This is a genomic window from Nocardioides ureilyticus (genome assembly GCF_051280745.1).
In the GTDB taxonomy this organism is placed as follows: domain Bacteria; phylum Actinomycetota; class Actinomycetes; order Propionibacteriales; family Nocardioidaceae; genus Nocardioides.
Map to the genome: position 1 here is coordinate 201,193 of NZ_JBNCOG010000001.1, position 23,747 is coordinate 224,939.

17 protein-coding genes are annotated in these 23,747 nt (G+C 73.6%); 8 read left to right on the plus strand and 9 right to left on the minus strand.

Annotated features, from left to right (window positions below; all coding sequences use genetic code 11):
* Nucleotides 1-5: 5 nt before the first annotated feature.
* From ACSMHG_RS01010 to ACSMHG_RS01020, 3 genes are all read right to left on the minus strand, one after another.
* Nucleotides 6-1,310, minus strand: a complete 1,305-nt coding sequence (locus ACSMHG_RS01010) for a glycoside hydrolase family 3 N-terminal domain-containing protein (protein ID WP_435741467.1) — start codon at nt 1,308-1,310, stop codon at nt 6-8.
* Complete coding sequence (gene coaE, locus ACSMHG_RS01015; protein WP_435741468.1) at nt 1,310-1,900, minus strand: dephospho-CoA kinase; 591 nt, start codon at nt 1,898-1,900, stop codon at nt 1,310-1,312. Before coaE ends, ACSMHG_RS01010 begins: the two co-directional genes overlap by 1 nt.
* Nucleotides 1,901-2,454: 554 nt before the next feature.
* Entirely contained in the window at nt 2,455-3,399 is a 945-nt protein-coding gene (locus tag ACSMHG_RS01020; RefSeq protein WP_435741469.1) for a GlxA family transcriptional regulator, read from the minus strand.
* A gap of 93 nt (nt 3,400-3,492) precedes the next feature.
* Between ACSMHG_RS01020 and ACSMHG_RS01025 the strand changes: the two genes are divergently transcribed.
* Nucleotides 3,493-3,642 (plus strand): hypothetical protein, encoded by a 150-nt coding sequence (locus tag ACSMHG_RS01025; RefSeq protein WP_435741471.1) that lies wholly within the window; start codon nt 3,493-3,495, stop codon nt 3,640-3,642.
* Between the two features lie 182 nt (nt 3,643-3,824).
* Here ACSMHG_RS01025 and rpsA read toward each other — a convergent pair whose 3' ends face one another.
* Complete coding sequence (gene rpsA / locus ACSMHG_RS01030; protein ID WP_435741472.1) at nt 3,825-5,318, minus strand: 30S ribosomal protein S1; 1,494 nt, start codon at nt 5,316-5,318, stop codon at nt 3,825-3,827.
* 346 nt (nt 5,319-5,664) lie between these two features.
* Between rpsA and ACSMHG_RS01035 the strand changes: the two genes are divergently transcribed.
* From ACSMHG_RS01035 to ACSMHG_RS01045, 3 genes are all read left to right on the plus strand, one after another.
* On the plus strand, nt 5,665-8,559 hold the full coding sequence (locus ACSMHG_RS01035; protein WP_435741473.1) for a hypothetical protein: 2,895 nt from the start codon (nt 5,665-5,667) through the stop codon (nt 8,557-8,559).
* 118 nt (nt 8,560-8,677) lie between these two features.
* Nucleotides 8,678-9,427, plus strand: a complete 750-nt coding sequence (locus ACSMHG_RS01040; RefSeq protein ID WP_435741474.1) for a hypothetical protein — start codon at nt 8,678-8,680, stop codon at nt 9,425-9,427.
* A complete protein-coding gene (locus ACSMHG_RS01045) occupies nt 9,424-10,269 on the plus strand; it encodes a class I SAM-dependent methyltransferase (protein WP_435741475.1) in 846 nt (281 codons plus the stop codon). Before ACSMHG_RS01040 ends, ACSMHG_RS01045 begins: the two co-directional genes overlap by 4 nt.
* A 34-nt stretch (nt 10,270-10,303) precedes the next feature.
* On the opposite strand, the gene pgfA is transcribed toward ACSMHG_RS01045, so the two are convergent.
* A complete protein-coding gene (gene pgfA, locus ACSMHG_RS01050; protein WP_435741476.1) occupies nt 10,304-11,206 on the minus strand; it encodes a cell envelope lipid trafficking protein PgfA in 903 nt (300 codons plus the stop codon).
* A gap of 100 nt (nt 11,207-11,306) precedes the next feature.
* Between pgfA and ACSMHG_RS01055 the strand changes: the two genes are divergently transcribed.
* Both ACSMHG_RS01055 and ACSMHG_RS01060 read left to right on the plus strand, forming a co-directional pair.
* Nucleotides 11,307-13,130 carry a hypothetical protein gene (locus tag ACSMHG_RS01055; protein WP_435741477.1) on the plus strand — a complete coding sequence of 608 codons (1,824 nt, stop codon included), beginning with the start codon at nt 11,307-11,309 and terminating at the stop codon, nt 13,128-13,130.
* Nucleotides 13,127-14,368: an acyltransferase family protein gene (locus ACSMHG_RS01060; RefSeq protein WP_435741478.1), complete on the plus strand. Its 1,242-nt coding sequence runs from the start codon at nt 13,127-13,129 to the stop codon at nt 14,366-14,368. The genes ACSMHG_RS01055 and ACSMHG_RS01060 overlap by 4 nt, the downstream gene beginning before the upstream one ends.
* On the opposite strand, the gene ACSMHG_RS01065 is transcribed toward ACSMHG_RS01060, so the two are convergent.
* Together ACSMHG_RS01065 and ACSMHG_RS01070 are read right to left on the minus strand one after the other, a co-directional pair.
* Nucleotides 14,263-18,390, minus strand: a complete 4,128-nt coding sequence (locus ACSMHG_RS01065) for an alpha-(1->3)-arabinofuranosyltransferase domain-containing protein (RefSeq protein WP_435741479.1) — start codon at nt 18,388-18,390, stop codon at nt 14,263-14,265. The two genes, ACSMHG_RS01060 and ACSMHG_RS01065, sit on opposite strands and share 106 nt — an antisense overlap.
* A 62-nt stretch (nt 18,391-18,452) precedes the next feature.
* Nucleotides 18,453-19,133, minus strand: a complete 681-nt coding sequence (locus tag ACSMHG_RS01070; RefSeq protein ID WP_435741480.1) for a class I SAM-dependent methyltransferase — start codon at nt 19,131-19,133, stop codon at nt 18,453-18,455.
* Nucleotides 19,134-19,257: 124 nt separating this feature from the next.
* Here ACSMHG_RS01070 and ACSMHG_RS01075 point away from each other — a divergent pair, with 124 nt between their 5' ends.
* Nucleotides 19,258-20,493 carry a glycosyltransferase family 4 protein gene (locus ACSMHG_RS01075; protein ID WP_435741481.1) on the plus strand — a complete coding sequence of 412 codons (1,236 nt, stop codon included), beginning with the start codon at nt 19,258-19,260 and terminating at the stop codon, nt 20,491-20,493.
* Between the two features lie 14 nt (nt 20,494-20,507).
* Here the strand turns inward: ACSMHG_RS01075 and ACSMHG_RS01080 are convergent, their stop codons facing one another.
* Entirely contained in the window at nt 20,508-20,663 is a 156-nt protein-coding gene (locus ACSMHG_RS01080) for a hypothetical protein (RefSeq protein ID WP_435741482.1), read from the minus strand.
* Between the two features lie 76 nt (nt 20,664-20,739).
* Entirely contained in the window at nt 20,740-22,434 is a 1,695-nt protein-coding gene (locus ACSMHG_RS01085; protein WP_435741483.1) for an MmpA family trehalose lipid delivery protein, read from the minus strand.
* 34 nt (nt 22,435-22,468) lie between these two features.
* On the opposite strand from ACSMHG_RS01085, the gene ACSMHG_RS01090 reads away from it, so the two are divergent.
* Nucleotides 22,469-23,734, plus strand: a complete 1,266-nt coding sequence (locus tag ACSMHG_RS01090) for a lipopolysaccharide biosynthesis protein (protein WP_435741484.1) — start codon at nt 22,469-22,471, stop codon at nt 23,732-23,734.
* The last annotated feature ends 13 nt before the right edge of the window (nt 23,735-23,747 follow it).

The window sequence follows — 23,747 nt, forward strand, 5'->3', positions numbered from 1 at the left end:
CTCGCTCAGTACGCCGCGTCGAGCTCGCGGGAGGCCTCTCCCGCGAGCTCGACGACGTTCGGGGGCACGTCGACCTCGGCCGCGACGCGCGCCTGCCACAGCTGCAGCGCCACCACCGCGGCCGCGGCCTCCTCGGCCCGCTCGCGGGTCACCTCGCCCGACTCGATGGCGGCGGTGACGGTCGCGTGCGTGTTGCGCGTGTCCGGCGGCATGAGCAGCAGGTCGGCGCCGGCCTCGAGCGCCCTCACCGCCGGCTTGGGCCGCCCCATGACAGCGCCCATGCCGAGCGAGTCGGTGACGGTGACGCCCTCGAAGCCCAGGTCCTCGCGCAGGAACTCGTAGACGGGCGGCGAGAGGGTGGACGGGACGCCCGGGTCGATCGCCTCGACGTCGAGGTGGCCCACCATGACCGCCGGTGCGCCGGCGTCGACCGCGGCCGCGAACGGCGGGAGGTCGGTCGCCTCGAGCTCGGCCATCGTCCGCGGCAGCAGCGGGAGCGTCTCGTGGCTGTCGGCGCTCACCGAGCCGTGGCCGGGGAAGTGCTTGGTGGTCGACACGACGCCGGCGGCGTTGTAGCCCGCCACCGCTGCCTCGACGGCGGCCGCCGCGAGGGCGGGATCGGTCGAGGGCGACCGCGTGCCGATCGTCGGGTCCGCCGCGCCGACGGTCACGTCGGCGACCGGGGCGAAGACCCAGGTGAAGCCCAGCTCGCGCAGCTCCAGCCCCGTCGTCTCCGCCGCGCGGCGCACCACGGCCTTGCCGCCCCGGCCCTGCTGGACGGCCGCTCCGGCGTGGGCGAAGGACGGGAACTCCGTGGCGATGCCGCGGAGGTGGGAGACCACGCCACCCTCCTGGTCGACACCGAGCACCGCCGGGAAGTCCCGGCCGTCCGCGGCGACCGCGTCGGAGACGGCGGCGTTCAGGGCCTGCACCTGCTCGCCGTCGACGATGTTCCCGGAGGTCACGCTCAAGCCGGAGAGGTGCAGGTCGCGGACCAGCGTCGCCGCCTCCGCCGGGTCGGTCCCTCGGAACCGGCCGACGATCACCTGGCCGGCCAGCTGCGCCGCCGTCCAGTCGGCCACCAGCTCGCGCGCCTGCGCCAGCTCCCCCTCGGTCGGTCCCCAGCCGGTCGGGGCACCCGGATCCGACGGCTCCCCCGACACCGGGGCGCTGGAGGAGTCGGCGCTGTCCGTCCGGTCGGCGCGCGTGGGCTCGACGCCGCCGTTGGCCGAGGGCGCCGGCGTACCGCTCGAGCAGGCGCCGAGCACGAGCACGGCGGCAACGGCCAGGGCGGGGAGGCGACGGACCATCAGGCGGCTCCGGTGAGGTCGGCGTGGACCTCGAGGACCCGGTCCCGCAGCTGTGCGAGCGAGCCGGTGTTCTCGATGACGTGGGTGGCGACGGCGAGGCGCTGCTCGCGGCTGGCCTGGGCGGCGATCCGGGCCTCGGCGTCCTCGCGCGTCATGCCGCGCAGGGACAGCATCCGCTCCAGCTGCAGCTCGGTCGGCACGTCGACCACGACGACCGCGTCGAAGGTGGACGCGCGCCCCGACTCCGCCAGCAGCGGGATGTCGTGGACGACGAGGTCGTCCTCGGAGGCTCCTTCCTCGAGCTCGACGATCCGCTCGAAGACCAACGGGTGGACGATTGCCTCGAGCTCCCGCCGCCGCACCTCGTCACCGAAGACGATCGCACCGAGGGCCGGCCGGTCGAGGTCGCCGTCGGCGGTGAGCACCTCGTCCCCGAAGGTCTCGACCACGCGGGCCAAGCCGGGGGTGCCCCGCTCGACGACCTCCCGTGCCAGGAGGTCGCCGTCGATGACGACCGCGCCGAGCTCGGCGAGGATCGCCGAGACGGTGCTCTTCCCCGAGGCGATCCCTCCGGTCAGTCCCACGCGCATGGCGCCCGAGGCTACCGGCACGGCAGCGGGGCCGGGCATCCGCGTCCGGCGCGGGCACGCCGTGGCCAACCGTCCTCGCCGACCGCAACCCCGGCTCGGGTCGACGCGTCACAGTGACAGCTGCGTCTCGTCCGGAAGGGGTTGTCGCATGGGAGGTCTCCGCCACGTGGTGGCTGCCCTCGCCCTGACGGCGGCGACGGGCTGCGGCGCGAGCGACCCGCGTGCGGACTCGACGGAGCGTGGCGTCGCGCCCGCCACGACCCCGCCACCGGCGGACCGCGGGACACGACTGTCATCGAGGTCGCCGACCCCGAAGGCGCCCTCGACACCGGGCTGTCGTGTGAGGAGTGGCTGACCACCACGACACTCGCATGCGCCCGCAGCAGTGGAGCTCCGGTCGCGATAGCCGATGACGGCTCCTTCCGCGAGCTGGTCGGCCCGTCAGGCGCGATCCCGTCCGTGGTCCGAGCACGGTGACCGGCACAGGAGCCGCGTCCAGCACCTCTGCCGTCAGCGACGTCGCGCATGCCCGTCCCGGCGCCGTACGCCCGAGCTCAGCAGGCGAACTGCCGGCGGTACTGCTGCGGGCTGACCCCGCGCAGCCGGGTGAAGTGGTGCCGCAGCGTCGCGGAGTTGGCGAACCCGACCTCCCGGGCGATCCACTCCACCGGTCGGTCGGTGCGCTCGAGCAGCTCCTCGGCGCAGAGCACCCGCTGGCGGGTCACCCAGGCGTGTGGCGTGGCGCCCGTCTCCGCGCGGAAGCGGCGCGCGAACGTCCGTGGGGACATCAGCGCTCGGCGCGCGAGCGAGTCGACGTCGAGGTCCTCGTCGAGGTGCTCCAGGATCCAGCCCAGCAGCGGGCCGAGGGTCTCGGCATCGCAGTCGGGGACGGCGCGGGCGATGAACTGGGCCTGGCCCCCGTCCCGGTGCGGCGGCACCACCATCCGGCGGGCGGCGGCCGCAGCGGTCCGCGCCCCGAACTCCTGGCGGAGCAGGTGCAGCGCGGCGTCGAGGCCGGCGGCCGAGCCGGCCCCGGTGACGACGTTCCCGTCCTGCACGTACAGCACGTCGGCGTCCACCTCCGCCTCGGGGTGCCGGGCGGTCAAGGCGTCGACGTGGCGCCAGTGGGTGGTGCACCGACGCCCGTCGAGCAGTCCCGCCTCGCCGAGCACGAACGCCGCTGTGCAGTGCGCGAAGACGGTCGCGCCACGGTCGTGGGCCGCCCGCAGCGCCTCCGCCACCTCGGGTGAGGGGTCGAGGTACCCGCGCTTGGGACACACGCAGACGAGATCGGCGTGTGCCAACGTGTCGAGCCCGTGCTCGACGTACAGGTCGAAGCCCGCCGGCCCCCGCACCCGACCGGGTCGCGGCGTCGCCACGGTGAAGTCGAAGACGGGGTTGTCGTCCTCCGGGTGGTACGGCTCGGCCCAGACCTCGCACATCGCTCCGAGTCCGAAGGGCTCGACGCCGTCCTGGACCACCACCACCACGTTCTGCACGGGAGCACTCTCACCGACGGCTGGCAGGAAATCAATGGGAGGCGACGTTCCTGCCACTCGTGGCAGGATCACGACAGGAGCATCGTTCCTGCCATGATCCTGCTGCTGCTCCTCGCTGCTGTCGCCGCCGCCATGGCCGCCGCGACCACCCTCCGCACCTTCCACGACGGGCGCGGCCCGTCCCGTCCCCCTGCCTCCCACCACGACGACGACCCTCGGTTCCGTCCCACCATCATCCGGTGACCCTGCCCCGGGTCCCCGGTCTGTCGGAACGGCCCGCCCCCACCGGTGGAGACGCACGAGGGCCCGGTCACCTCACGGTGACCGGACCCTCGTTGGTACTGCTCAGCAGCAGTGTGTGATCACTGCTTCGACAGGCTCAGGAACCGCCCTTCGACAGGCTCAGGAACCGCCCTTCGACAGGCTCAGGAACCGCCGCCGGTGAGCTTCTCGCGGAGCGCCTGCAGCGCCTCGTCGGAGGCGAGCGACCCGCCGCCGCCGCCACCGCTCTCGGGGGCGGCCGTCTCGTCGGAGCCACCGCTGGAGTACGAGGTGGCCTCGCCGGCCTCGACCTCGGCCTTGGCGGCCTCCTGCTGCTGCTTGACGTGAGCCTCCCAGCGGGCGTGCGCCTTGGCGTACTGGTCCTCCCAGACCGCACGCTGCTCCTCGTAGCCCTCGAGCCACTCGCCGGTCTCCGGGTCGAAGCCCTCGGGGTAGACGTAGTTGCCCTGCTCGTCGTACGTCGCGGTCATGCCGTAGAGCGTCGGGTCGAAGTCCTCGACGTCGGCAGCGGTGGCCGTCTCGTTGGCCTGCTTGAGCGACAGCGAGATCCGGCGACGCTCGAGGTCGATGTCGATGATCTTGACCATGACGTCGTCGTTGACCTGGACGACCTGCTCGGGGATCTCCACGTGGCGCTCGGCCAGCTCGGAGATGTGCACCAGGCCCTCGATGCCCTCCTCGACGCGGACGAACGAGCCGAAGGGCACCAGCTTGGTGACCTTGCCCGGCACGATCTGGCCGATCTGGTGGGTCCGGGCGAAGTGCTGCCACGGGTCCTCCTGGGTCGCCTTCAGCGACAGGGAGACACGCTCGCGGTCCATGTCCACGTCGAGGACCTCGACGGTGACCTCGTCGCCCACGGCGACGACCTCGGACGGGTGGTCGATGTGCTTCCAGGACAGCTCGGAGACGTGGACCAGGCCGTCGACGCCGCCGAGGTCCACGAACGCACCGAAGTTGACGATCGAGGAGACGACGCCCTTGCGGATCTGACCCTTCTGGAGCTGGGTCAGGAAGCCGTGGCGGACCTCGGACTGGGTCTGCTCGAGCCAGGCACGGCGGGACAGGACCACGTTGTTGCGGTTCTTGTCGAGCTCGATGATCTTCGCCTCGAGCGTCTGGCCGACGTAGGGCTGGAGGTCGCGCACGCGGCGCATCTCCACCAGCGAGGCCGGCAGGAAGCCGCGCAGGCCGATGTCGAGGATGAGGCCGCCCTTGACGACCTCGATGACGGTGCCCTCGACGACGCCGTCCTCCTCCTTGACCTGCTCGATCGTGCCCCAGGCGCGCTCGTACTGGGCGCGCTTCTTGGACAGGATCAGGCGACCCTCCTTGTCCTCCTTCTGGAGGACCAGGGCCTCGACCTTGTCACCGACCTCGACGACCTCGGACGGGTCGACGTCGTGCTTGATCGACAGCTCGCGCGAGGGGATGACGCCCTCGGTCTTGTAGCCGATGTCGAGCAGGACCTCGTCACGGTCCACCTTGACGATGGTGCCGTCGACGATGTCGCCGTCGTTGAAGTACTTGATGGTCGCGTCGATCGCCGCGAGGAAATCCTCCTCGGACCCGATGTCGTTGACCGCCACCTGGGGCGCGTCGTAGTCGGGAAGAGGAGTGGAGAGGGTGCTCGTCATGGAGAAGGTCAGATCCTTGGGTGGGCAGAAGTCGTGCGGGCGCGCACGCGAGGTCGGTTTCACTACCGGTGGTGTCGTGCCCGCTCCCACAGCGGGGAGATCGGGCTGATAGCGAGCGAGGGTCCACTCCGTCCGGGACGCAGGCAGACCTCTGGCGCGGACCCCAGCCTACGCCTCGCCGGCGCGCCGAGTCCAACCCGGGAAAGTTGTGCGGGAAGCAGCCCTGAGAGGTAGTTTCAACCCTGCTCTTGCCACACCCCCGCAGCACGGCTCGGCACGGCGCCCCGGTCCTTGAGCACACTCGAGTCGTCGGCGGGCCGCACCCGTCTCTCCCCATGAGGAAACCATGAAGACCAAGCGTGCCCTGGGCGCTGCCGTCGGCCTCTCGACCGCCGCCCTCCCTCTCTCCCTCGTCGTGGCGCCGGCATCGGCGGAGCCGCTGCCTGTGCCCACCTCCGTCACCTCCTCGGTCTCCACCGAGGTCCTCCACGCCAAGGCGCTCGACGCCGGCGGCCTGCTCACCGCGGTCGAGCTCGGCCTCGGTCGCGCCACCGGCGCGGTCTCCGCGACCGCTCCCCGGGCCACGGCCGCGGCGTCCAACGTCGACGCCGCGCTCCTCGGCGTCGACCTGCCGGGCCTGCTGGCCTCGGCCTCCCAGACCGCGCCGCCCGACCACGCCAGCCCGGCGACCGCGTCGATCGTGCCGACCAGTTCGCTGCCCGGCGTCCTCACGCTCGGGGTGTCCAACGCCGAGGCGCACGCCCGCTTCGCGCCGACCGGCAGCTGCCAGCCCGGCGTTCCCGTCGTCTCCCGCTCCTCCGTCTCCACCGCGGACGCGGCCGTGCTCGACATCCCCGGCCTCGGCGCGCTGGTCGAGGTGCCCGGCGCCGTGTCCTCGCGCCAGGAGACGCGGTTCGTCGACAACGACGAGCCCGACGGTGGTCGCGACGTCGTCGCCGAGGCCACCGGTTCCGCGGTGGACCTGCGCCTGCTCGCCGGCAACCTGGTCGTCAAGGTGGCCTCGCCGCCCCGGCTGACCGCGACCGTCACCGGTGACGCCGGCCAGTCCAAGGTCGAGTACGTCCGGCCGGTCGTCACCGTGGGTGGCGCCGGCATGGAGGTGGAGCCGCTGGCACCGGGCGTGCCGCAGGACTTCGCCGTCCCGGGCAACCCCCTGCTGAACCTGGAGCTCTCGCTGGGCACCGCGACCCAGGCGGTCCCCGCCGCGGGCACCTCGGCACAGGCAGCCGCGAGCCTGCTCCACCTCGAGCTCTCGCTGCTGCCGATCCTCGGTGGCGGGCTGACCGTCGCCGAGGTCGACCTGTTCCCGATGTCGGTGGCCGCGACCGCCCCCGTCGGCGGCCTGGTCTGCGGCACCACGACCGACACGACCGACACCGACAAGGACGGCCTGACCGACGCCGAGGAGACGTCGGGGTCGAAGAACCCCTACGGCCCGGGCACCGGGGCGACGGACCCCAAGGACGCCGACTCCGACGACGACGGCGTGAACGACGGCCGTGAGGTCCAGGTCGGGACCGACCCCAACAGCCGCGACACCGACCGCGACGGGCGGACCGACGGCCAGGAGCTGGCCGGGACCGGCAACTCCTTCCCCTCGCCCGCGACCGACCCCCTCGACGCCGACTCCGACAACGACGACCTCTCGGACGGCGAGGAGATCACCGGCTCGCGCAACGGTGGCGTCCCCACCGACCCCAACGACCCGGACACCGACAACGGCGGCGTCACCGACGGCGCCGAGCGCGACCGCACCCCGCCGACCGACCCGCGCAACGGCGCGGACGACGACCGGACGACCGACACCGACCGCGACGGCCTGACCGACACGCAGGAGACGAGCGGGTCGGCCAACTCCGCCTTCGGCAACCGGCCCACCAACCCAACGGTGGCCGACACCGACGGGGACGGCCTCGGCGACGGTCGCGAGGTCGCGATCGGGACCGACCCCAACGACACCGACACCGATGACGACGGCCTCACCGACGGCGCCGAGGTCACCACCCACCGCACCGACCCCCGCGATGTCGACACCGACAACGGCGGCGTCAGCGACGGCCGCGAGGTCGCCCAGGGCACCAACCCGGTCAACGTGCCGGCCGACGACCGGCCGAGCGCGCCGACGCCCTCGCCGTCCCCCGCACCGTCGGACCGCGACGGTGACGGCCTCACCGACGTCCAGGAGGGCAGCGGGTCGGCCAACACCGCCTTCGGCAACCGGCCGACCGACCCCGACGACGCCGACACCGACAACGACGGCCTCGGCGACGGGCAGGAGGTGAGCGGCTCGGCCAACAGCGCCTTCGGCAAGCGGCCGACCGACCCCCAGGACCCCGACACCGACGACGGCGGCGTCATCGACGGCGTCGAGGTCCGCAACGGGACCGACCCCCGCGTCGCCAGCGACGACCGCGCCGGCCAGGACACCGACGGTGACGGTCTCACCGACACCGAGGAGACCTCCGGCTCGGAGAACGACGCGTTCGGCAACGAGCCCACCGACCCGCGTGACGCCGACTCCGACGACGACGGCCGCAAGGACGGCGCGGAGACCGACGCCGGCACCGACCCGAACAGCGCCGACACCGACGGTGGCGGCGTGGACGACGGCGACGAGGTCGACGCGGGAACCGACCCGCTCGACCCGGACGACGACCGCGCGGCCGACGAGGACGTCGACCGCGACGGGCTGAAGACCGACGAGGAGCGCGCGGCCGGCACCGACCCGAACGACCCCGACAGCGACAACGACGGCCTCAAGGACGGTCGCGAGGTCAACGGCACCAAGACCGACCCGCTGGACAAGGACACCGACAACGACGGCCTCAAGGACGGCCGCGAGGTCAAGGGCACCAAGACCAACCCGCTCCGCAAGGACACCGACAACGACGGCCTCAAGGACGGCCGCGAGGTCAAGGGCACCAAGACCAACCCGCTCCGCAAGGACACCGACCGCGACGGGCTGAAGGACAAGCAGGAGATCAAGGGCTCGGCCAACAAGCGGTACGACCGCTGCCCGACCAACCCGCGCAAGGCCGACAGCGACCGGGACGGCCTCAAGGACGGGGCGGAGGTGCGCAAGCACAAGACCAACCCGTGCGACCGCGACACCGACAACGGTGGTCAGAACGACGGCAAGGAGGTCCGCGCTGGCAGCGACCCGCTGGACAAGAACTCCTGGCCGAAGAACCCTCGCAGCAAGGCCCGGACCGAGGGCTGAGCACCACCGACCGCACGTGGGCGGACGCGGGCCCGACGGCCCGCGTCCGCCCCTCGCTTCTCCGCCGGGCCCCGGTCGGGCGTGCAACCTGCGGACCCGAGGGAATACCGTCTGCGCCATGGCCCTCCTGCCCGCCGTGATCGACGTCGTGTCGCTGCCGATGCGCCTCGCGGCCGCGGCCACCCGGACGACGCTGCAGCTCGGCGAGCTGGCAGCGCCCCGGGGTCCGCTGCGCCGGCCCGGTGGGTACGCGGACCTGCTGCTGCGGGTCATCGGTGACGGCGGCTACGCCCAGCAGCTGACCCAGCTGCTCACCGACGAGGACGGGCCCGTCCGACTGGCGGGCACCGTCGCCGACCTCCTCGACGGCGACCGCCCGCTCGGGAGGCTGCTCGCCCGGGACGGGGTGCTCGACCGGTTGCTGGCCGACGACGGGCCCGTCGTCCGCCTGCTGGCCGACGGCGGCGCGCTCGAGCGCCTGCTCGCACCCGGCGGAGCACTCGACCAGCTCGCCGCCGAGGGCGGGGTCCTCGACCGGCTGCTCGCGGCCGGTGGAGCGCTGGACCGGCTGACGGTCGAGGACGGCGTGCTCGACCGGGTGCTGGCCCCCGGCGGCCTGGCCGACCGGGTGCTCACCGAGGACGGCTTCGTCGAGAAGCTCGTGGCCGAGGGCGGCACCCTCGACCAGCTGGTCGCCCTGGGCGAGACGCTGGAGTCGATCCAGCCGCGGCTGCAGCAGCTGGCCGAGCTCGTGCCGTCGCTCTCGCAGTCCGCCGAGTCCCTGGGGCGCGCCGTCGGACCGCTCGGCGAGCTGGCGGGCCGGTTCCCCATCAGCCGGCGTCGACCGCTGGGACCCGCGACGTCGTGAGCGGCCAGCCGAACGCACCCGACTCCCGCCACCACCCGCCGCTGCCACCCGTGCGCGTCGAGCGCCGGTCGGTGGACGAGGCCGAGTCCCGGCGGGCCAACGGCCCCGACTGGGACCGCTACGCCGACGAGTACCAGGCCACCCACGGCGAGTTCCTCGGCGACGTCGGCTTCGTCTGGGGCCCCGAGGGACTCACGGAGGACGAGGCCGGGATCCTCGGGGAGGTCGCCGGGCGCGACGTCCTGGAGGTCGGCTCGGGAGCCGGCCAGTGCTCGCGCTGGGTGCGCTCCCGTGGAGGCCGGGCCGTCGGGCTCGACCTCTCCATGCGCCAACTGCAGCACTCCCGCCGCATCGACGAGCACACCGGCTGCGCCGTCCCGTCGGTGCGGGCGACCGCCACGCAGCTGCCCTTCCGCGACGGGTCCTTCGACGTCGTCTTCTCCTCCTTCGGCGCGCTCCAGTTCGTCCGGGACCTCGACCACGCGATCGCCGAGACCGCGCGCGTGCTGCGCCCGGGCGGGCGGTACGCCTTCTCGATCACCCACCCGACGCGATGGATGTTCGCCGACGACCCGGGCGAGGAGGGGCTGGTCGCCAGCCAGTCCTACTGGGACCGCCGGCCCTACGTCGAGGTCGACGAGGCGACCGGCGAGGTGTCCTACGTCGAGCACCACCGCACGCTCGGCGACTGGGTCGCGCTCCTGGCGAGGTGCGGCTTCGTCCTCACGGACCTCCTCGAGCCACGCTGGCCCGAGGGCCACGACCGGGTCTGGGGCGGCTGGTCGGAGGTCCGGGGACGACTCACCCCCGGGACCGCCGTCTTCGGCGCGACCCGGGGGTGAGCGAGGCCTGTCGGTGGCTGGTCCTCCCGTGGGCTCAGACCGGCACGGCCTCCCGGTGGGCGGCCTCGTGCGTCGACGTCTTGCGACGGCCGGTCACGAGGAGCAGCACGCCGGCGACCAGGGCGACCGCGCCGCCCAGGAAACCGACGAGCGGGAGCGTGCTGGTGATAAGCGCGAGGCTGGCCTTGTTGTCCTTGGCGTCCGCGATGCTGGTCTCGAGCTGCTCGTCGGTGAAGGCGACGTTGAGGTCGAGGACCTGCGTGCCGTCCTCGAGGTAGCGCTGCTGCGACTGCTGCTGGTTGACGACGGCGCCGGTGTCCGGCTCGACGAAGATGTCGACGGTCTGGCTGTAGCTGCCCGGCGTGTCCTCGGCGACCTCGATGTCCTCGTCGAGGACCTCGACCCGGTAGTGGTGCACGTCGAGCCCGTCGATCTCCGTGGTCTCGACGAACTCCGCGGGCACGGCCCGGCCGATGGTGCCGTCCCAGTACGGGTAGTCACGCGCCTCCGCGTCGAACGGGAACTTGTTCACGATGCCCTCGTACGGGGTGGTGCCCGGCGGCAGGTTCTCGTGGTCGGTGGCCAGGGCGGTCTCGCGGTCGGTGGCGAAGGTGCCGATCGACGCGGAGACCAGCCGGGGGTCGTCCCCGTCGACGCAGTCCGGCGCGTCTCCCTCGCTGTTGTCGACCACGCAGGAGGTGTTCACCCAGATCGCCGTCTCGTCGGTGGACGCCTCGGTGTCGGAGCGGGTCACGCTCGTCACCTGCACCGGGAAGGTCTCGCCCAGCTTCGTCGCCACACCGTCCAGCCGCGTCGTCGTGTCGACGTCGATCGGGGTCTTCTTCACCACCCCGGGCGCCCACACGGTCGCCAGCACTCCAGCGATCAACAGAAAACCACCGACGGCAAGCAGGAGCCGCCCAAGAATCTTTCGCACCGCATTCCCTCCCCAGGAAACTGATCACGCAACCGTAACCCCGGTCATAGGAATGTGCACGATTTCACACGAACCGATCTCAGCCGGGCACACTTCGACCGTGGCTGGAGCGAGCGTGCAGCGGGACCACCGGGGGCTGGTCCTCGGAGCGGCTGCGGCGATGGTCCTCGCCCACCTGGCGGTCCGTGCGTGGGCCGTCTACCCGGCGTGGTTCTACAGCGACGACTTCCGGCTCGTCCACGAGTCCGCTCGTGAGCCGCTGACGCTGGACCTGCTGCTGGCGCCGTACGACGCGCAGCTCATGCCCTGGGGACGGTTCGTCGCCTGGATCGGCGCAGCCCCCGACCACCTGAGCTGGCCCCTCCTGGCGAGCACCTCACTGGCGATGCAGGCGGTTGCCGCCGTGGCGTGCACGTGGATGCTCATGACCCTGTTCGGCTGCAGGTGGCGGGTGCTGGTCCCGCTCGCGTTCTACCTCTCGACCGCGATGACGATGCCGGCCTTCCTCTGGTGGGCGGCTGCGCTCAACCAGCTCCCCCTCCAGGCGGTGTTCTTCGCCTCCGTCGCGACCTGGGTGAAGCACCTGCGCACCCGGCAGCTGCGCTGGCTCACCGTCACCCTGGTGCTGCTGGCGACAGGGCTCGCGGCCTACGTGAAGGTGCTCCTCGTCTTCCCCGTGCTCGCCTTCCTCGCCCTGGGCTGGTTCGCCCAGGGCGGTCCGGCACGACGGGTGGTCACCGTGATGCGACGACACTGGCCAGCCGTCCTCGCCGGCGTCGCCGGCGGTGCGGCGTTCCTCGCCTCCTACGCCGTCCACGTCCCGCAGCTGGCGTCCGGCGAGACGCCGGACGGCGCCGCAGCCCTGGCCGAGGAGATGGTGGGGACGTCGTTCGTGACCGCACTCCTGGGCGGTCCCTGGCGGTGGGACGACTGGGTCGCGCCGGCCGGTCAGGCCGACCCGCCGGCCTGGAGCGTGCACCTGTCGTGGGTCGTCGTGGCGCTCGTGGTGGCATACCTCGCCCTGCGGCGGGAACGGACGCTGCGGGCGTGGGTGCTCCTCGGCGGCTACCTCGCGGCGGACTACCTGCTGCTGCTGACCACGCGTGCCCAGGTGTTCGGCTCGGTGAGCGGCACGGAGTACCGCTACCTCACCGACGCGGCGTGCGCCACGGTCCTCGCCCTGGGCCTGGCCTCGATGGAGCTGCGTGGCGCCGAGCAGACCAGTCGGGTGCGGGCGGAGCCGCTGTTGACCCGGCCGGTGAGCGCCCGCGCGGTGGCAGCGGCGACGATCGTCGTGGCGGCCTCGGGCCTGTGGAGCTCGGTGACCTACGCGCGGCTCTGGCACACCGAGCACCCGACCGAGGAGTACCTGTCCGCCGCCGTGGACAGCGCCGAGGACCTCGAGCGCGTCGACCTCGCCAACCAGACCGTCCCCGCGGACGTGATGGCGCCCCTCAGCGCGCCGTACAACACCACCGAGGCGCTCCTGCCCATGCTCACCCCTGCGGCGGAGTTCCCCGTCGCGACCGACCGGCTGCACGTGCTCGACGCCACCGGCCACGTCGTAGAGGCCGAGCTCCGCGGCGGCACCTCGTCGCTGCCCGGGCCCGTCCCAGGGTGCGGCTGGAAGGTCCAGGAGTCGACCCGCACCATCCCGCTGCGTGGCCCGACGCTGGACCTGCCGTGGTGGCTCCGCATGGACTACCTGGCGTCCGGCGACACGGCGGTGCGGGTCCAGGCGGGCGAGACCGACCGGGTCGTGGACCTGCAGCGCGGGCTGAACACCGTCTACGTCCAGGCCGACGGGGCCTTCCCGGCGATCAGCCTCGGCGGGCTGGACCCTGGTGTCACGGTGTGCGTCGACGAGATCACCGCCGGCCTCATCGAGGCAGGCGGGGGCCCACGACGGGAGGACCAACCATGACCACGACCATGAGCCAGCCGGTCGAGCCGGTCGACGCCGTCGACGAGGCCGTCGTGACTCCCCGGTTCCCCGTGCTCGACGCGCTTCGCGCTGTCGGTGCCCTCGCCGTCCTCACCACGCACGTGGCGTTCCACGCCGGCGCCTACGGCCGCGGGGGCACCGTCGGCGTGCTCCTCGCACGGTTGGACGTCGGCGTGGCGCTGTTCTTCGTCCTCTCGGGCTTCCTGCTCTCCCGGCCGTACCTGGCTCGCGCGGCCCTCGGCCGGCCGCGACCGGCCACCGGCCGCTACCTGGCCAAGCGGCTGCTGCGGATCTACCCGGTCTACCTCGTCGCCGCGGTCGTCGCGCTCACGGCCCTCCCTGCGAACCACGACCTCGGGCTCCGCGATTGGGTGGTCACCCTCACGCTCGCCACCATCTTCGTCGATCCGCTGGCACCCGCCGGCCTGGGACAGATGTGGAGCCTCGGGGTGGAAGCGACCTTCTACCTGGCCCTGCCGGCCTTCATGCTCCTCGCCACCGGACGGCGCAGGCTCTCCCCCGCGCGGGTCGCCGCCGTGCTCGCCCTCGGTGTGGCCACCACCATCTGGTGGCACCTCGACGGCGCCGCCCGGGCGCAGGGCGCCACGCCGGGACCGGCGCTGCTGTGGCTGCCCGGCTTCCTGAGCTGGTTCGCGGTGGGGATCGGCCTGGCGTTGCTCCACGTCCAGCACGCTCGTGGACGAGGCAACCGGGTCAGTGCGGCCGTCCTCGCCCTCGGGCGGCAACCCGGGGTCTGCTGGGCGCTGGCCCTGGGCCTCCTGCTCGCTGCCGCCACTCCCCTCGCTGGACCGACGTCGTTGACCGTGCTCCCGACCGACGCGGAGTCCCTGACCAAGAACCTCCTCTACGCGCTGGTGGGCGGCCTGACCGTGCTCGCCGGCATCGCGGCGGATCCGGGCGGCCGGTTCGGCAGGGCGCTCGGGAGCTCACCCGCACGACGGCTCGGAGTCGTCTCCTACAGCGTGTTCTGCCTCCACCTGATCCTGCTCGAGCTGATCGCCGAGGCGATGGACTACCCGCTCTTCGGTGGGAACGGCGTACAGCTGTGGGTGCTCACCGTCGCCTCGACCCTGGTGGCGGCAGAGGTCGCCTACCGTCTGGTCGAACGCCCGGCCATGCGGCTGTTCCGCCTGGCGCCGGAACGCCGGTCGCCCGCTGCGGCAGCCACCGCGGCCACGGGCACGACGAGCAGGTAGCCGACCCAGGCCTGCTCCCCCGCCCACCCGGCTGCGCTGCCCCACGGCTGGACTGCATAGGCGAGGGACGCCACGACGACCGGCAGCGCCATCACCCAGGGCGCGACCTCCGGTGCTCGCTTCGCCAGCACCCACCACAGTGCCACCGCGCCCAGGGCGAGGATCGAGCCGACGGCCCCGGCCACCAGCCCTCCGGCGACGACGCCCGCGGCCCCGGCCGCCGGCAGCGGCAGCCGCCGGTCGGTCAGTGCGGCGCGGGGTGGCCCACTCCAACGTCGACGGGTCAGCCAGACCACCGCCAGCAGGCCGAGGACCGCGACGCCGCCGGCCACGAGACCGAGGCGGTAGATCCGGTCCGGGGCGAACCGCACGGTCACCGGCTCCGCACCGTCCACGACGAAGCCCTGCTGCCACCCGTCGAGGACGACCGGCTCGAGCTCGTCCCCGTCCTGGCTCGCGACCCAGCCGGCGTTGGCGTTCTCCCGCATGGTCACGACCGCGTCGTTCCCGGCCGGCAGGAGCGTCCGCTCGACGGGTCCGGTGACGTCGAGACCGGCGGGCACCGGAGCAGGTCGCGGCCCTGGGTCCGTCTCGGACGTGAGGACCACGGAGGCGACGTCGGCGGCCTCCGACCGCGCGGCGACCACCTCCACCGTCCCGCTCGCCAGGGCCACGCCGCCGGAGCCGCAGGCCTCGGCCGGGACCGTCTCTCCTCGCAGGAGCTGCAGCGGCGAGGCCAGCAGAGCGGTACGGAGCAGTCGGGTCCCGACCCGGACGTCGGGTCCGGACCCGCACGGGTGCTCCACGACCTCGGCCGGGAGCCGGAGCGGGAGGAACGGGACACCCGCCACCGTCAGCTCGCCGATCCCCACGGGCACGGCCCGCTCGGAGCCGTCGAACGCCAGGTCCGAGACCGTCTCCGAGGTGAGGACCCGCAGGCTCAAGCCGTCGGCGCGGACCGCCGGGAAGGTCGCCCGTCCGTCGCGGCCCAGGTCGACCAGCTCCTCCACGACGCGTCTCCCCTGACGAAGACGGACGAGCACCCGGTCCGGCAGGCGCGCGGCCACATCGGCGTCCACGTCGAGGTCGATGCCGGACACCGACCTGCGTCCGAGCCAGGACAGGTCGAGCTCCGGCTGGTCCTCCCCGGTCGCGGCCAGCCACGTGGTGGTCGGGTCCCCGTCCACGGCGGCGACAGCACCGGCACGCGGGTCGGCGAGCGACCTCGAGGAGACCCGCACCGACGTCGGCTGCCCGGCCAGGACGAGGTCGTCCAGGGCCGGCCCGCTGCGAGGCCTCGCGCGCACCGCGACGGCGTACTCCTCGGCGTCGGTGAGCTCGAAGACCCGGCGCAGCACCGGGCCCTCCTCGGAGGTGCGACCCCGGCCGGCGGCGCACCGGTCCTCGAAGCCGATCTCGACGCAGCCGGTACGGGCGTCGAGGTCGGCCCGCAGCACGACCGCGTCGGGCGCACCCCAGGTCTCGGGCAACGTCGGGAGGACCAGCGCCCGGCCGACGGACACCCCTGGGATGGCGACCTCCGCCAGGGCCAGGCCTCCGCCCAGGTCCTCCTCGGCGTCCTCCACCCGGAGCCAACCGATCTCACCGGGCTCGCCCGTGTCCGCCGCCGCGGGCAGCGGCACCGTGCGGGTGCCGCCGGGGCTGATCAGCACCGGTTCGGAGGAGCCGTGCTCGGTGACCACGCGGAGCGTCTGGCGGCCTTCGTCCGCTCCCGCCGTGATCGTCACCGTGTCGACCGCGAGCGGCTCCTCGAGGTCGACGCGCCACCACGGCCGCTCGTCCCGGGAGAAGCCGACGAACCCGGAGGTCCACACCGTGTCCACGACGCCGTCGAGGGCGGCATAGGGCAGCGCACCACGACGGCTCCCGCCGATGGTCCCCGCGTCCGACGCGGAGGTCGAGGCCGAGACCGAGGAGGCGCCGTCGAGCCGGGCGGTCGTGGCCCAGCGGTCGCCGCCCTCGAGGGGGTAGTCGCGCGCGGGACTGCCCGTGCGACGCACGTCGCCCGGGGTGAGGACCGGCGAGTCCGCGTCGTGGACCCGGCCGAAGGCGCGCTCCCGCGCGCGGAGGCCGTCGGTGAGGACCACGCGCCCCGGCCGCGCCTCGTCCTCTGCGCCGGCGTCGACAGCCAGCCTGACGGGTGCGCTGTCGATCACGTCGAGGTCGAGCAGGTCAGGGAGGTCCTCCGGGCCTGCCGCCACCACGGCAGGCTCGTCGGCCGACACCGCCGGGGCGGGCGCCGGCTGCACGGCGTAGACCTCGACCGCCGGGTACCTCGCCTGGCGTCCGCCGTCGACGAGCACCCGGTCGGGGCCGTTGCGGAGATGACCCTCCGCCCCGAGGACCGGCCCGAAGGCGGCCACCCGCTCGAGACCCGGCGACGTCGCGAGCGCCTGGTGGACGAGGACCGGGTCGGGCACGTCGTCGGAGCGCTGGAGGTCGTTGCGGACGACGAGGTGCTCCACCCCGGCTCGCCGCAGTGCCTCGGTGAGGCCCTCGGAGCCCTCGCCCGCCGCGAACCGGCGCTCGAGACCGTCGAGCATCCGGATGGTGCCCGGCCGCGTGAGCGGGATGATGTTCCGGACCGCCCACGGGGAGGAGGCCAGCCACTGGAAGGGTTCGTCGGCGGTGTCGCCCCAGACGTACTGGGCGAACGGGGAGCCCGGCACCAGCAGCGCCGTGCCACCCGTCGTCCGCTCACCCACGAAGTCCGCGGCCTGTCGCCAGTAGTCGGGCGCGCCGAGGGTCGCGCCGGCCGGCTGCAGGCGGCCCTGCAACGCCGGCAGGGCGGTGACCGCCACCGCGATCACCGCAGCCACCGCCAGGACGCCCTGGTTGAACCGCTCGGCGCGCGGCAGGTCCGCCTCCTGCCGTGCCCGGACCGCTCGGTCGACGACGTGGGCCAGGCCCAGGACCAGCGGCAACCGCACGAGGGGGTCGAACTTGTGCACGTTGCGTAGCGGGGCGAGCGCACCGTCGAGCAGCTCCGCCACCGGGGCCGCCCACCAGCCCTCGACGACCCCGCGGTGGCCTGCCGTCACCATGAGCACGCCGACGAGCAACGACAGGGCCAGGAACGGGCGGTGCGGCGTGCGCCGGTCCAGCAGGCCGGCCAGGCCCAGGAGGAGCAGGACTCCGCTGATCGGCGCCAGCCAGGCGGTCCGCAGCAGGTCGTTCCCGGCCCGCGAGCCGACGTCGACGTAGGGCACCCAGTTCGAGGTGCCTCGCAGCGTGTCGAACAGCGTGGTCGGGAACGTGGTGACCGAGGCCGTCTCGATGAAGTCGAGGAAGGGCGGGCTGTAGGCGCCCATCACGAACAGCGGCACCAGCCACCACAGGGTGCCCAGCGCCGTGCACAGCGGCCACCAGAGCATCAGCGCGCGGCGGCGCGGACCGCTCGTCCGGGTGAGCAGCCAGATGATGCCCATCGGGAGGACCGCGAACGTGGCCGCGGCGTTGACGCCACCCACCATCGCCACGGCCAGCCCGGAGAGCGCCGCTGCTCGGCGCGGCGAGCCGACCCTGGAGCCGCGGATCAAGGGGAGGAGCACCCACGGCGCGAGCGCGCCGGGCCAGGCCTCGATGGAGATCGGTCCGAGGACGGTCAGCACCCGCGGCGACAGCGCGAAGGCGAAGCCGGCGAGGAGGCACGCGAGGTCGGACCGCACTCCGAGGGCGCGGGCGACCCGGGCCGTGCCCACCAGCGCGACCGACATCACCAGGCCTTGCCACAGCCGCTGCACCACCCACGCGGGCACGTCGAGCAGCCAGCCGAGGAGGAAGAAGGGCCCCATCGGCCAGAGGTAGCCGTAGGCCTGGTTCTGCAGCTGGCCGCACGCCCCCTCGGGGTCCCACAGGTGCAGGGCCCGCGCGAGCCAGTCGGCAGGCGCGAGCGCGAGGTCCACCTTGGTGTCGGCGGTCAGCAGCCCCGGATCCTGCACCAGGGCCAGGCCCACGAGCAGTGCGCACGACGCGAGCAGCCGCAAGCGGAAGGCCGCCACGGGGGCCGGCGCCGGCAGCGCGTCGGTCGCCGACGTGGCTTCCGGCGCTGTCCTCCGAGCGCTCACCTCTTCCGCAGGACGACGACGAGGTTCCACGTCACCACCTCGCGGACGACCGGAACCCGCAGCAGCCACCGCGACCACCACGGGTGGTAGCGGGGCGTGAGGTCCACGACCTCGGCGACACCGAGGTCCCGCTGGGCCCGCGCCCACCGCAGGCCCTCGCCGGCGGTCACCTTGAACAGGGACTCGCCGTAGCGGTTCTTCGGCTCGCGGCCGTTCTTGCGGACGTACCTGCGTCGCGCGCGCTGCCCGCCGAGGTAGTGCCACGGCGCGGACTCGTGGCCGCCCCACGGGCCCCACCACAAGGTCCACGAGAGGAACACCGTGCCGCCGGGCCGCGTGACCCGGAGCATCTCCTCGGCCATCCGCCACGGGTCGGGGACGTGCTCGAGCACGTTCGAGGAGTAGCACACGTCGAGGCTGCCGGTCCGGAAGGGCAGCTGCATCCCGCTGCCGACGACCGTCCCCGAGGCGATGCTCCCCAGCCGGGCCATCTCACCGACATCCGCGTCGAGGGCCCAGTAGGTCGCCCCTGCGGCGCGGAAGGCGTCGCGGAAGTACCCGGGTCCCCCGCCCACGTCGAGCACCGTCGCCCCCGCCAGCGGGACGTAGGTCGACAGCTGGTTCACGGAGTCCTCGGCCAGCGCGGCGTAGAAGCGCCCCGGGTCCGTCTGCTCCACGCGGAACTCCCGCAGCAGGCGCACAGACCTTCCCCAGGTGGCCCTCCACGGAGGCCGGCCAGGGCTCTCGCCGGAAGCTGCGTGGGGCACGCCGGGCACCCTACCCACTGGTACGTTGCCCCGGGTGCGAGAAGGACAGACGGAGGACCCGGGCGGGCCGCTCGAGCCGCTCGCAGGCAAGCACGTGGCGTTCCTGAGCTGGCGGGACACCCGCAACCCGGAGGGCGGCGGCGCCGAGCGGTACCTCGAGAAGATGGCTGCCGGGCTGGTGGCCCGCGGCTGCCGCGTCACCATCTTCTGCGCCGCCCACGCCGCAGCACCTCCGGAGGAGGTGGTGGACGGCATCACCTTCGTCCGGCGTGGCTCGAAGATGTCGGTCTACCCGGCCGGTCTCCGAGCGCTCGCCAGCGGGCGGCTCGGCGAGGTGGACCTGGTCGTGGACGTGCAGAACGGGATGCCTTTCCTCAGCCGGCTGGTGACCCGCCGACCGGTCGTCGTCCTGGTCCACCACGTGCACCGCGAACAGTGGCCGGTCGTCTACAGCGGTGCCACGGCGAAGGTCGGCTGGTGGGTCGAGCGGCGCTTCGCGCCGTGGCTCTACCGACGCTGCCAGTACGTCGCCGTCTCCCGCGCCACCCGCGCCGAGCTGCGCGAGCTCGGGGTCCGCGGCCCGCGGATCGCCGTCGTCCACAACGGGACCGACCCCGTCGTCCCCGTCGACCCCGGCAAGTCCGCCATCCCGGTCGTCGCGGTCGTGGGCCGACTGGTCCCGCACAAGCAGGTGGAGCACGCCATCGACGCGGTGCTGGCGCTCCGGGACCGTCATCCCGGGCTCCGGCTCCACGTCGTCGGTGGGGGCTGGTGGGAGGCGGAGCTCCACGAGTACGCCCGGAGCCGGGGCGCTGGCGCCTCGGTGGTCTTCGAGGGCCACGTCGACGAGGAGCGCAAGCACGAGGTCTACGAACGTGCCTGGCTGCTCGCGCTGCCGTCCCTCAAGGAGGGATGGGGGCTGGTCATCGGCGAGGCCGGCATGCACGCGACCCCGACGGTCGCCTACCGGTCGGCCGGGGGGACCCGTGAGTCGATCGAGGACGGTCGCTCAGGCGTCCTGGTCGACACGCCCGAGCAGCTCACGGAGACCATCGGTCGCCTTCTCGACGACGACGAGGAGCGCGGTCGTCTGGCCGACGGCGCGCGGAGGATGAGCCACGCCTACACCTGGGACCAAGCACAGCACTCGTTCGCCCTCGTCGTGCAGGCGGCATTGAGCCGGGTGCACGTGGACAGCCAGGATCCGGCGGACCCGCAGGAGCTGGTCAGCAAGCGGCGAGGAACGGGGTGGTGGTGGCGGCGCCGTTGAGACGCCACCACGGCTCAGCCGTTGGTGCCGTACTGGATGACCGGCTGGTTGACGTTGGCGGGGGACTTCCCGCTCGGTTCCGTCTGCGCCGAGACGACCCCGACGATGGTCGCCGAGGCGACGATCCCCCCGACCAGCAGACTGCCGACGATGCCCGCGATGCTTCCCACGATGTAAACCCTCCCTAGGTCCCGGGGGAACGGTAACAGCGGTCACCAGCGACCGGGGCTTTTCCCGAGACCTGAATCACGGGGCCGCGCGGACGCGACGCCGTCCGGCGGCAGCGAGGCACGGTCCCGCGACGAGGCAGGCGATCCAGAGACCCCACGCGAGCACGGCGGCCACCGTCCACACCGCGGGCACGGCCCTCACCCGGACGACCTGCTCGAGCTCGACCACGAGCAGGTCGTCCGTGCGGAGGAGCTCGCGCCCGGCGACCCCGGGTGCCTCCCCCGGCGCGGTGCGGTCGAGCGCCACGAGGCCGATGCCGAGGGCGGCCAGCTGCTCCGCCCGGGCCACCGGCGTGCCGGCGTCGAGCGCTCCCGCGGCCGCGACCACCCTCGGGTCCTCGCCCGCGACGGTCCGGCCGGAGACGACCAGCTCGTCGCTGCTCACGAAGTCCCGGCCCAGGTACCGGCCGAGCGGATCGAGGACCTTCCGGCCGCCGTTCCAGGCGGGCTGCCGGTAGCTCGACAGCGGCAGGACGAGGACGTCCCCCGGGCCCGCCGATGCGACCACCTCACGCGCCGCGGCGTACGACTCGGGGTAGCCGGTCGGCTCGAGGCGACCGCCGAGGCCGAGCGCGGCATCCGGGAGCAGCGTCACGGGCAGCACGACCGCCACCGCGCCGAGGGCCGCTCGCGGGACCACACCGCGGACCCGGCGCAGGGTCACCGCAGCCCCGTGGCCGACCACCGCAGCCACCAGCGGTGCGCACAGCAGCAGCAGTCGCGCGCCGTCGCGGAGCAGCCCCCCGCCCGGCGCGTGCGTCGCCAGCCAGCCGACCAGCGCCGGGGCGGCCCAGGTGGCGAGGGCGACGAGGAACCCGACCGCCCAGCAGAGCAGGAGGGGGACGGCATCACGCCGAGCGACGGACCGCCACCAGGCACGGTGCCCCACCGCGGCGAGCACCACCAGGAGCGCGAGACCGAGCCAGGCGAGGACGCCCTCACGCGACGGGAGGACGACCTCGACGTTCCACACCCCGCCGAGCGCGAGCGCCGCGAGCGGGGGCGGGAGCGCACCGTCGGGCCCCAGGGCGAACGCCCCGGCCCCGGCCCCGGCCGCGTCCCCGCGCGCGTCGGCCGCGTGGAGCAGGCCCGTGACCAACCACGGCGCGTTCCCCGCCACGGCCAGGCCGACCGCCCGCGCGGTGCGCGCCGGTCCGGCTGCGCCGGCGAGCAAGGCCACCGCGGTCGCCACGCCAGCGCTCGCGCTCAGGCAGCCCAGCGGGACGAGCACGAGCAGCGCGGGCGGGAGGCGCCCCTCCGACCGCCACCGGCGAGCCAGGAGGAGGATCCACGGCAGGACGCCGTACCCGACCAGCACCGGCCAGTGGCCGAGCAGCAGGCGCTCGGTGACGAACGGGTTCCACTGGTAGACCGACACCGCGACGAGGCGGCCCAGCAGGGCGCTCCTGGAGCGCCCGGCCGGACCGAGCCGGGCCGCACCCGCACCGCCACCGACGAGCGCACCCAGCAGCACCACGTCCTGCAGCACGGACCCGGGCACCAGCTCGTCCAGCACGGCGACGACCGCGTCCGAGGGCACCGCCCGCGGCAGCGCGGTCCCCACGCCCCACACGTCGGGACGGACGGCGAGGTCCGGCACCCACACCATGTCGTAGGTCAGCACCAGCCCGGGACCGAGGGCAGGCCCGAGCAGGAGGACCGCCAGGGCGAGCGCCCAGACGGTGGGAAGCCAGCTTCGCCAGTCCGACACCCGGTGATCCAACCATCGACGTAGGCTCCTCGCCGTGTCTGAGACGGTGTCGCGGAGCGTCGGGGGCTTCCGCTCCCTCCTGCGAGGTGGGTCGAGCATCGCCGCCGCCATGGGGGTGATGAACCTGGCGACCTACGGCTACACCATCCTCGTCGCCCACCTGGTGGGCCCACGCGACTTCGGCGCGTTCTCGGCGATCATGGGCGTCCTGCTGGTCGTCAACGTCCTCTCGCTGGGGCTGCAGGCCACGGGGGCGCGACGGATCTCGGCACACCCCGGCTCCGCCGTGCCGGTCGAGGCGGCCGTCCTCCGTGTCGCCTACCGCAGCTCGGCCGTGCTCGCCGTCGCACTGCTCGCGCTGGCTCCCCTGCTCGACCTGCTGCTCCGTCTCGACCGCCTCGGCACCGCGGTGCTCGTGGCCGTCGCTGCTGCGCCCATGACCATCATGGGTGGCCAGGCGGGGGTGCTGCAGGGCGAGCGCCGGTGGGGGCCCCTGGCCCTCATCTACCTGGCCCAGGGGCTCGGCCGCGTCGTGCTCGGCACCGGCTTCCTGCTCCTGTGGCGCACCGAGCTCGCCGCGGTGCTCGGTGTCGCGCTCGGGGCCTGGGTGCCGGTCGTCATCGGGTACGTCGCCCTGCGCCGCCCCCGGGTGCCGACACCCGCACCCGCACCGGAGGTCTCGGCCGTGGACGTGCTCCGGGAGGTCGTCGGGAGCAGCCAGGCACTCCTGGCGTTCTTCGCCCTCTCGAACGCCGACATCCTGCTGGCGCGGGCGGTGCTGGACGACCGGACCGCCGGCCTCTACGCCGGGGGGCTCATCCTCGTCAAGGCGATCCTCTTCCTGCCGCAGTTCGTCGCCGTCATCGCCTTCCCGTCCATGGCCACCGAGGGCGCAGACAGCAGCACGCTCGTCAAGAGCCTCGTGGTCGCACTGACGCTCGGGCTGTCCGGCATGGTGGCCACCCTGGTCCTGACCGACCTCGCCCTGCTGTTCGTCGGCGGCGAGGACTTCGCCGGAGTCAAGGACGAGCTGTGGCTCTTCGCGCTGGTCGGCACGCTGCTCTCGATGATCCAGCTGCTGCTCTACTCCGCGTTGGCGAGGCAGCAGTGGGGGGCGATCCTCGCGATCTGGGCCACCCTGGTGGTGCTGCTCTGCATGGTCCCCTTCGTGCACTCCGTGGAGTCGCTCGTGACCCTGGTGCTGGCCCTCGATGCCACCCTGTTCGTCGTGCTGGCGAGCGTCGCCGCCGTCGCGGGTCGCCGATCGGCACCGGACCGCGAGCGAACCCTGGCGGCGTAGGAACCGCCGACCG

Bases quoted from the DNA above. Each gene is read 5' to 3' on its own strand.
- ACSMHG_RS01010 (WP_435741467.1), bottom strand. From the start codon at position 1,310: ATGGTCCGTCGCCTCCCCGCCCTGGCCGTTGCCGCCGTGCTCGTGCTC.
- coaE (WP_435741468.1), bottom strand. From the start codon at position 1,900: ATGCGCGTGGGACTGACCGGAGGGATCGCCTCGGGGAAGAGCACCGTC.
- ACSMHG_RS01025 (WP_435741471.1), top strand. From the start codon at position 3,493: ATGATCCTGCTGCTGCTCCTCGCTGCTGTCGCCGCCGCCATGGCCGCC.
- rpsA (WP_435741472.1), bottom strand. From the start codon at position 5,318: ATGACGAGCACCCTCTCCACTCCTCTTCCCGACTACGACGCGCCCCAG.
- ACSMHG_RS01035 (WP_435741473.1), top strand. From the start codon at position 5,665: ATGAAGACCAAGCGTGCCCTGGGCGCTGCCGTCGGCCTCTCGACCGCC.
- ACSMHG_RS01040 (WP_435741474.1), top strand. From the start codon at position 8,678: ATGGCCCTCCTGCCCGCCGTGATCGACGTCGTGTCGCTGCCGATGCGC.
- ACSMHG_RS01060 (WP_435741478.1), top strand. From the start codon at position 13,127: ATGACCACGACCATGAGCCAGCCGGTCGAGCCGGTCGACGCCGTCGAC.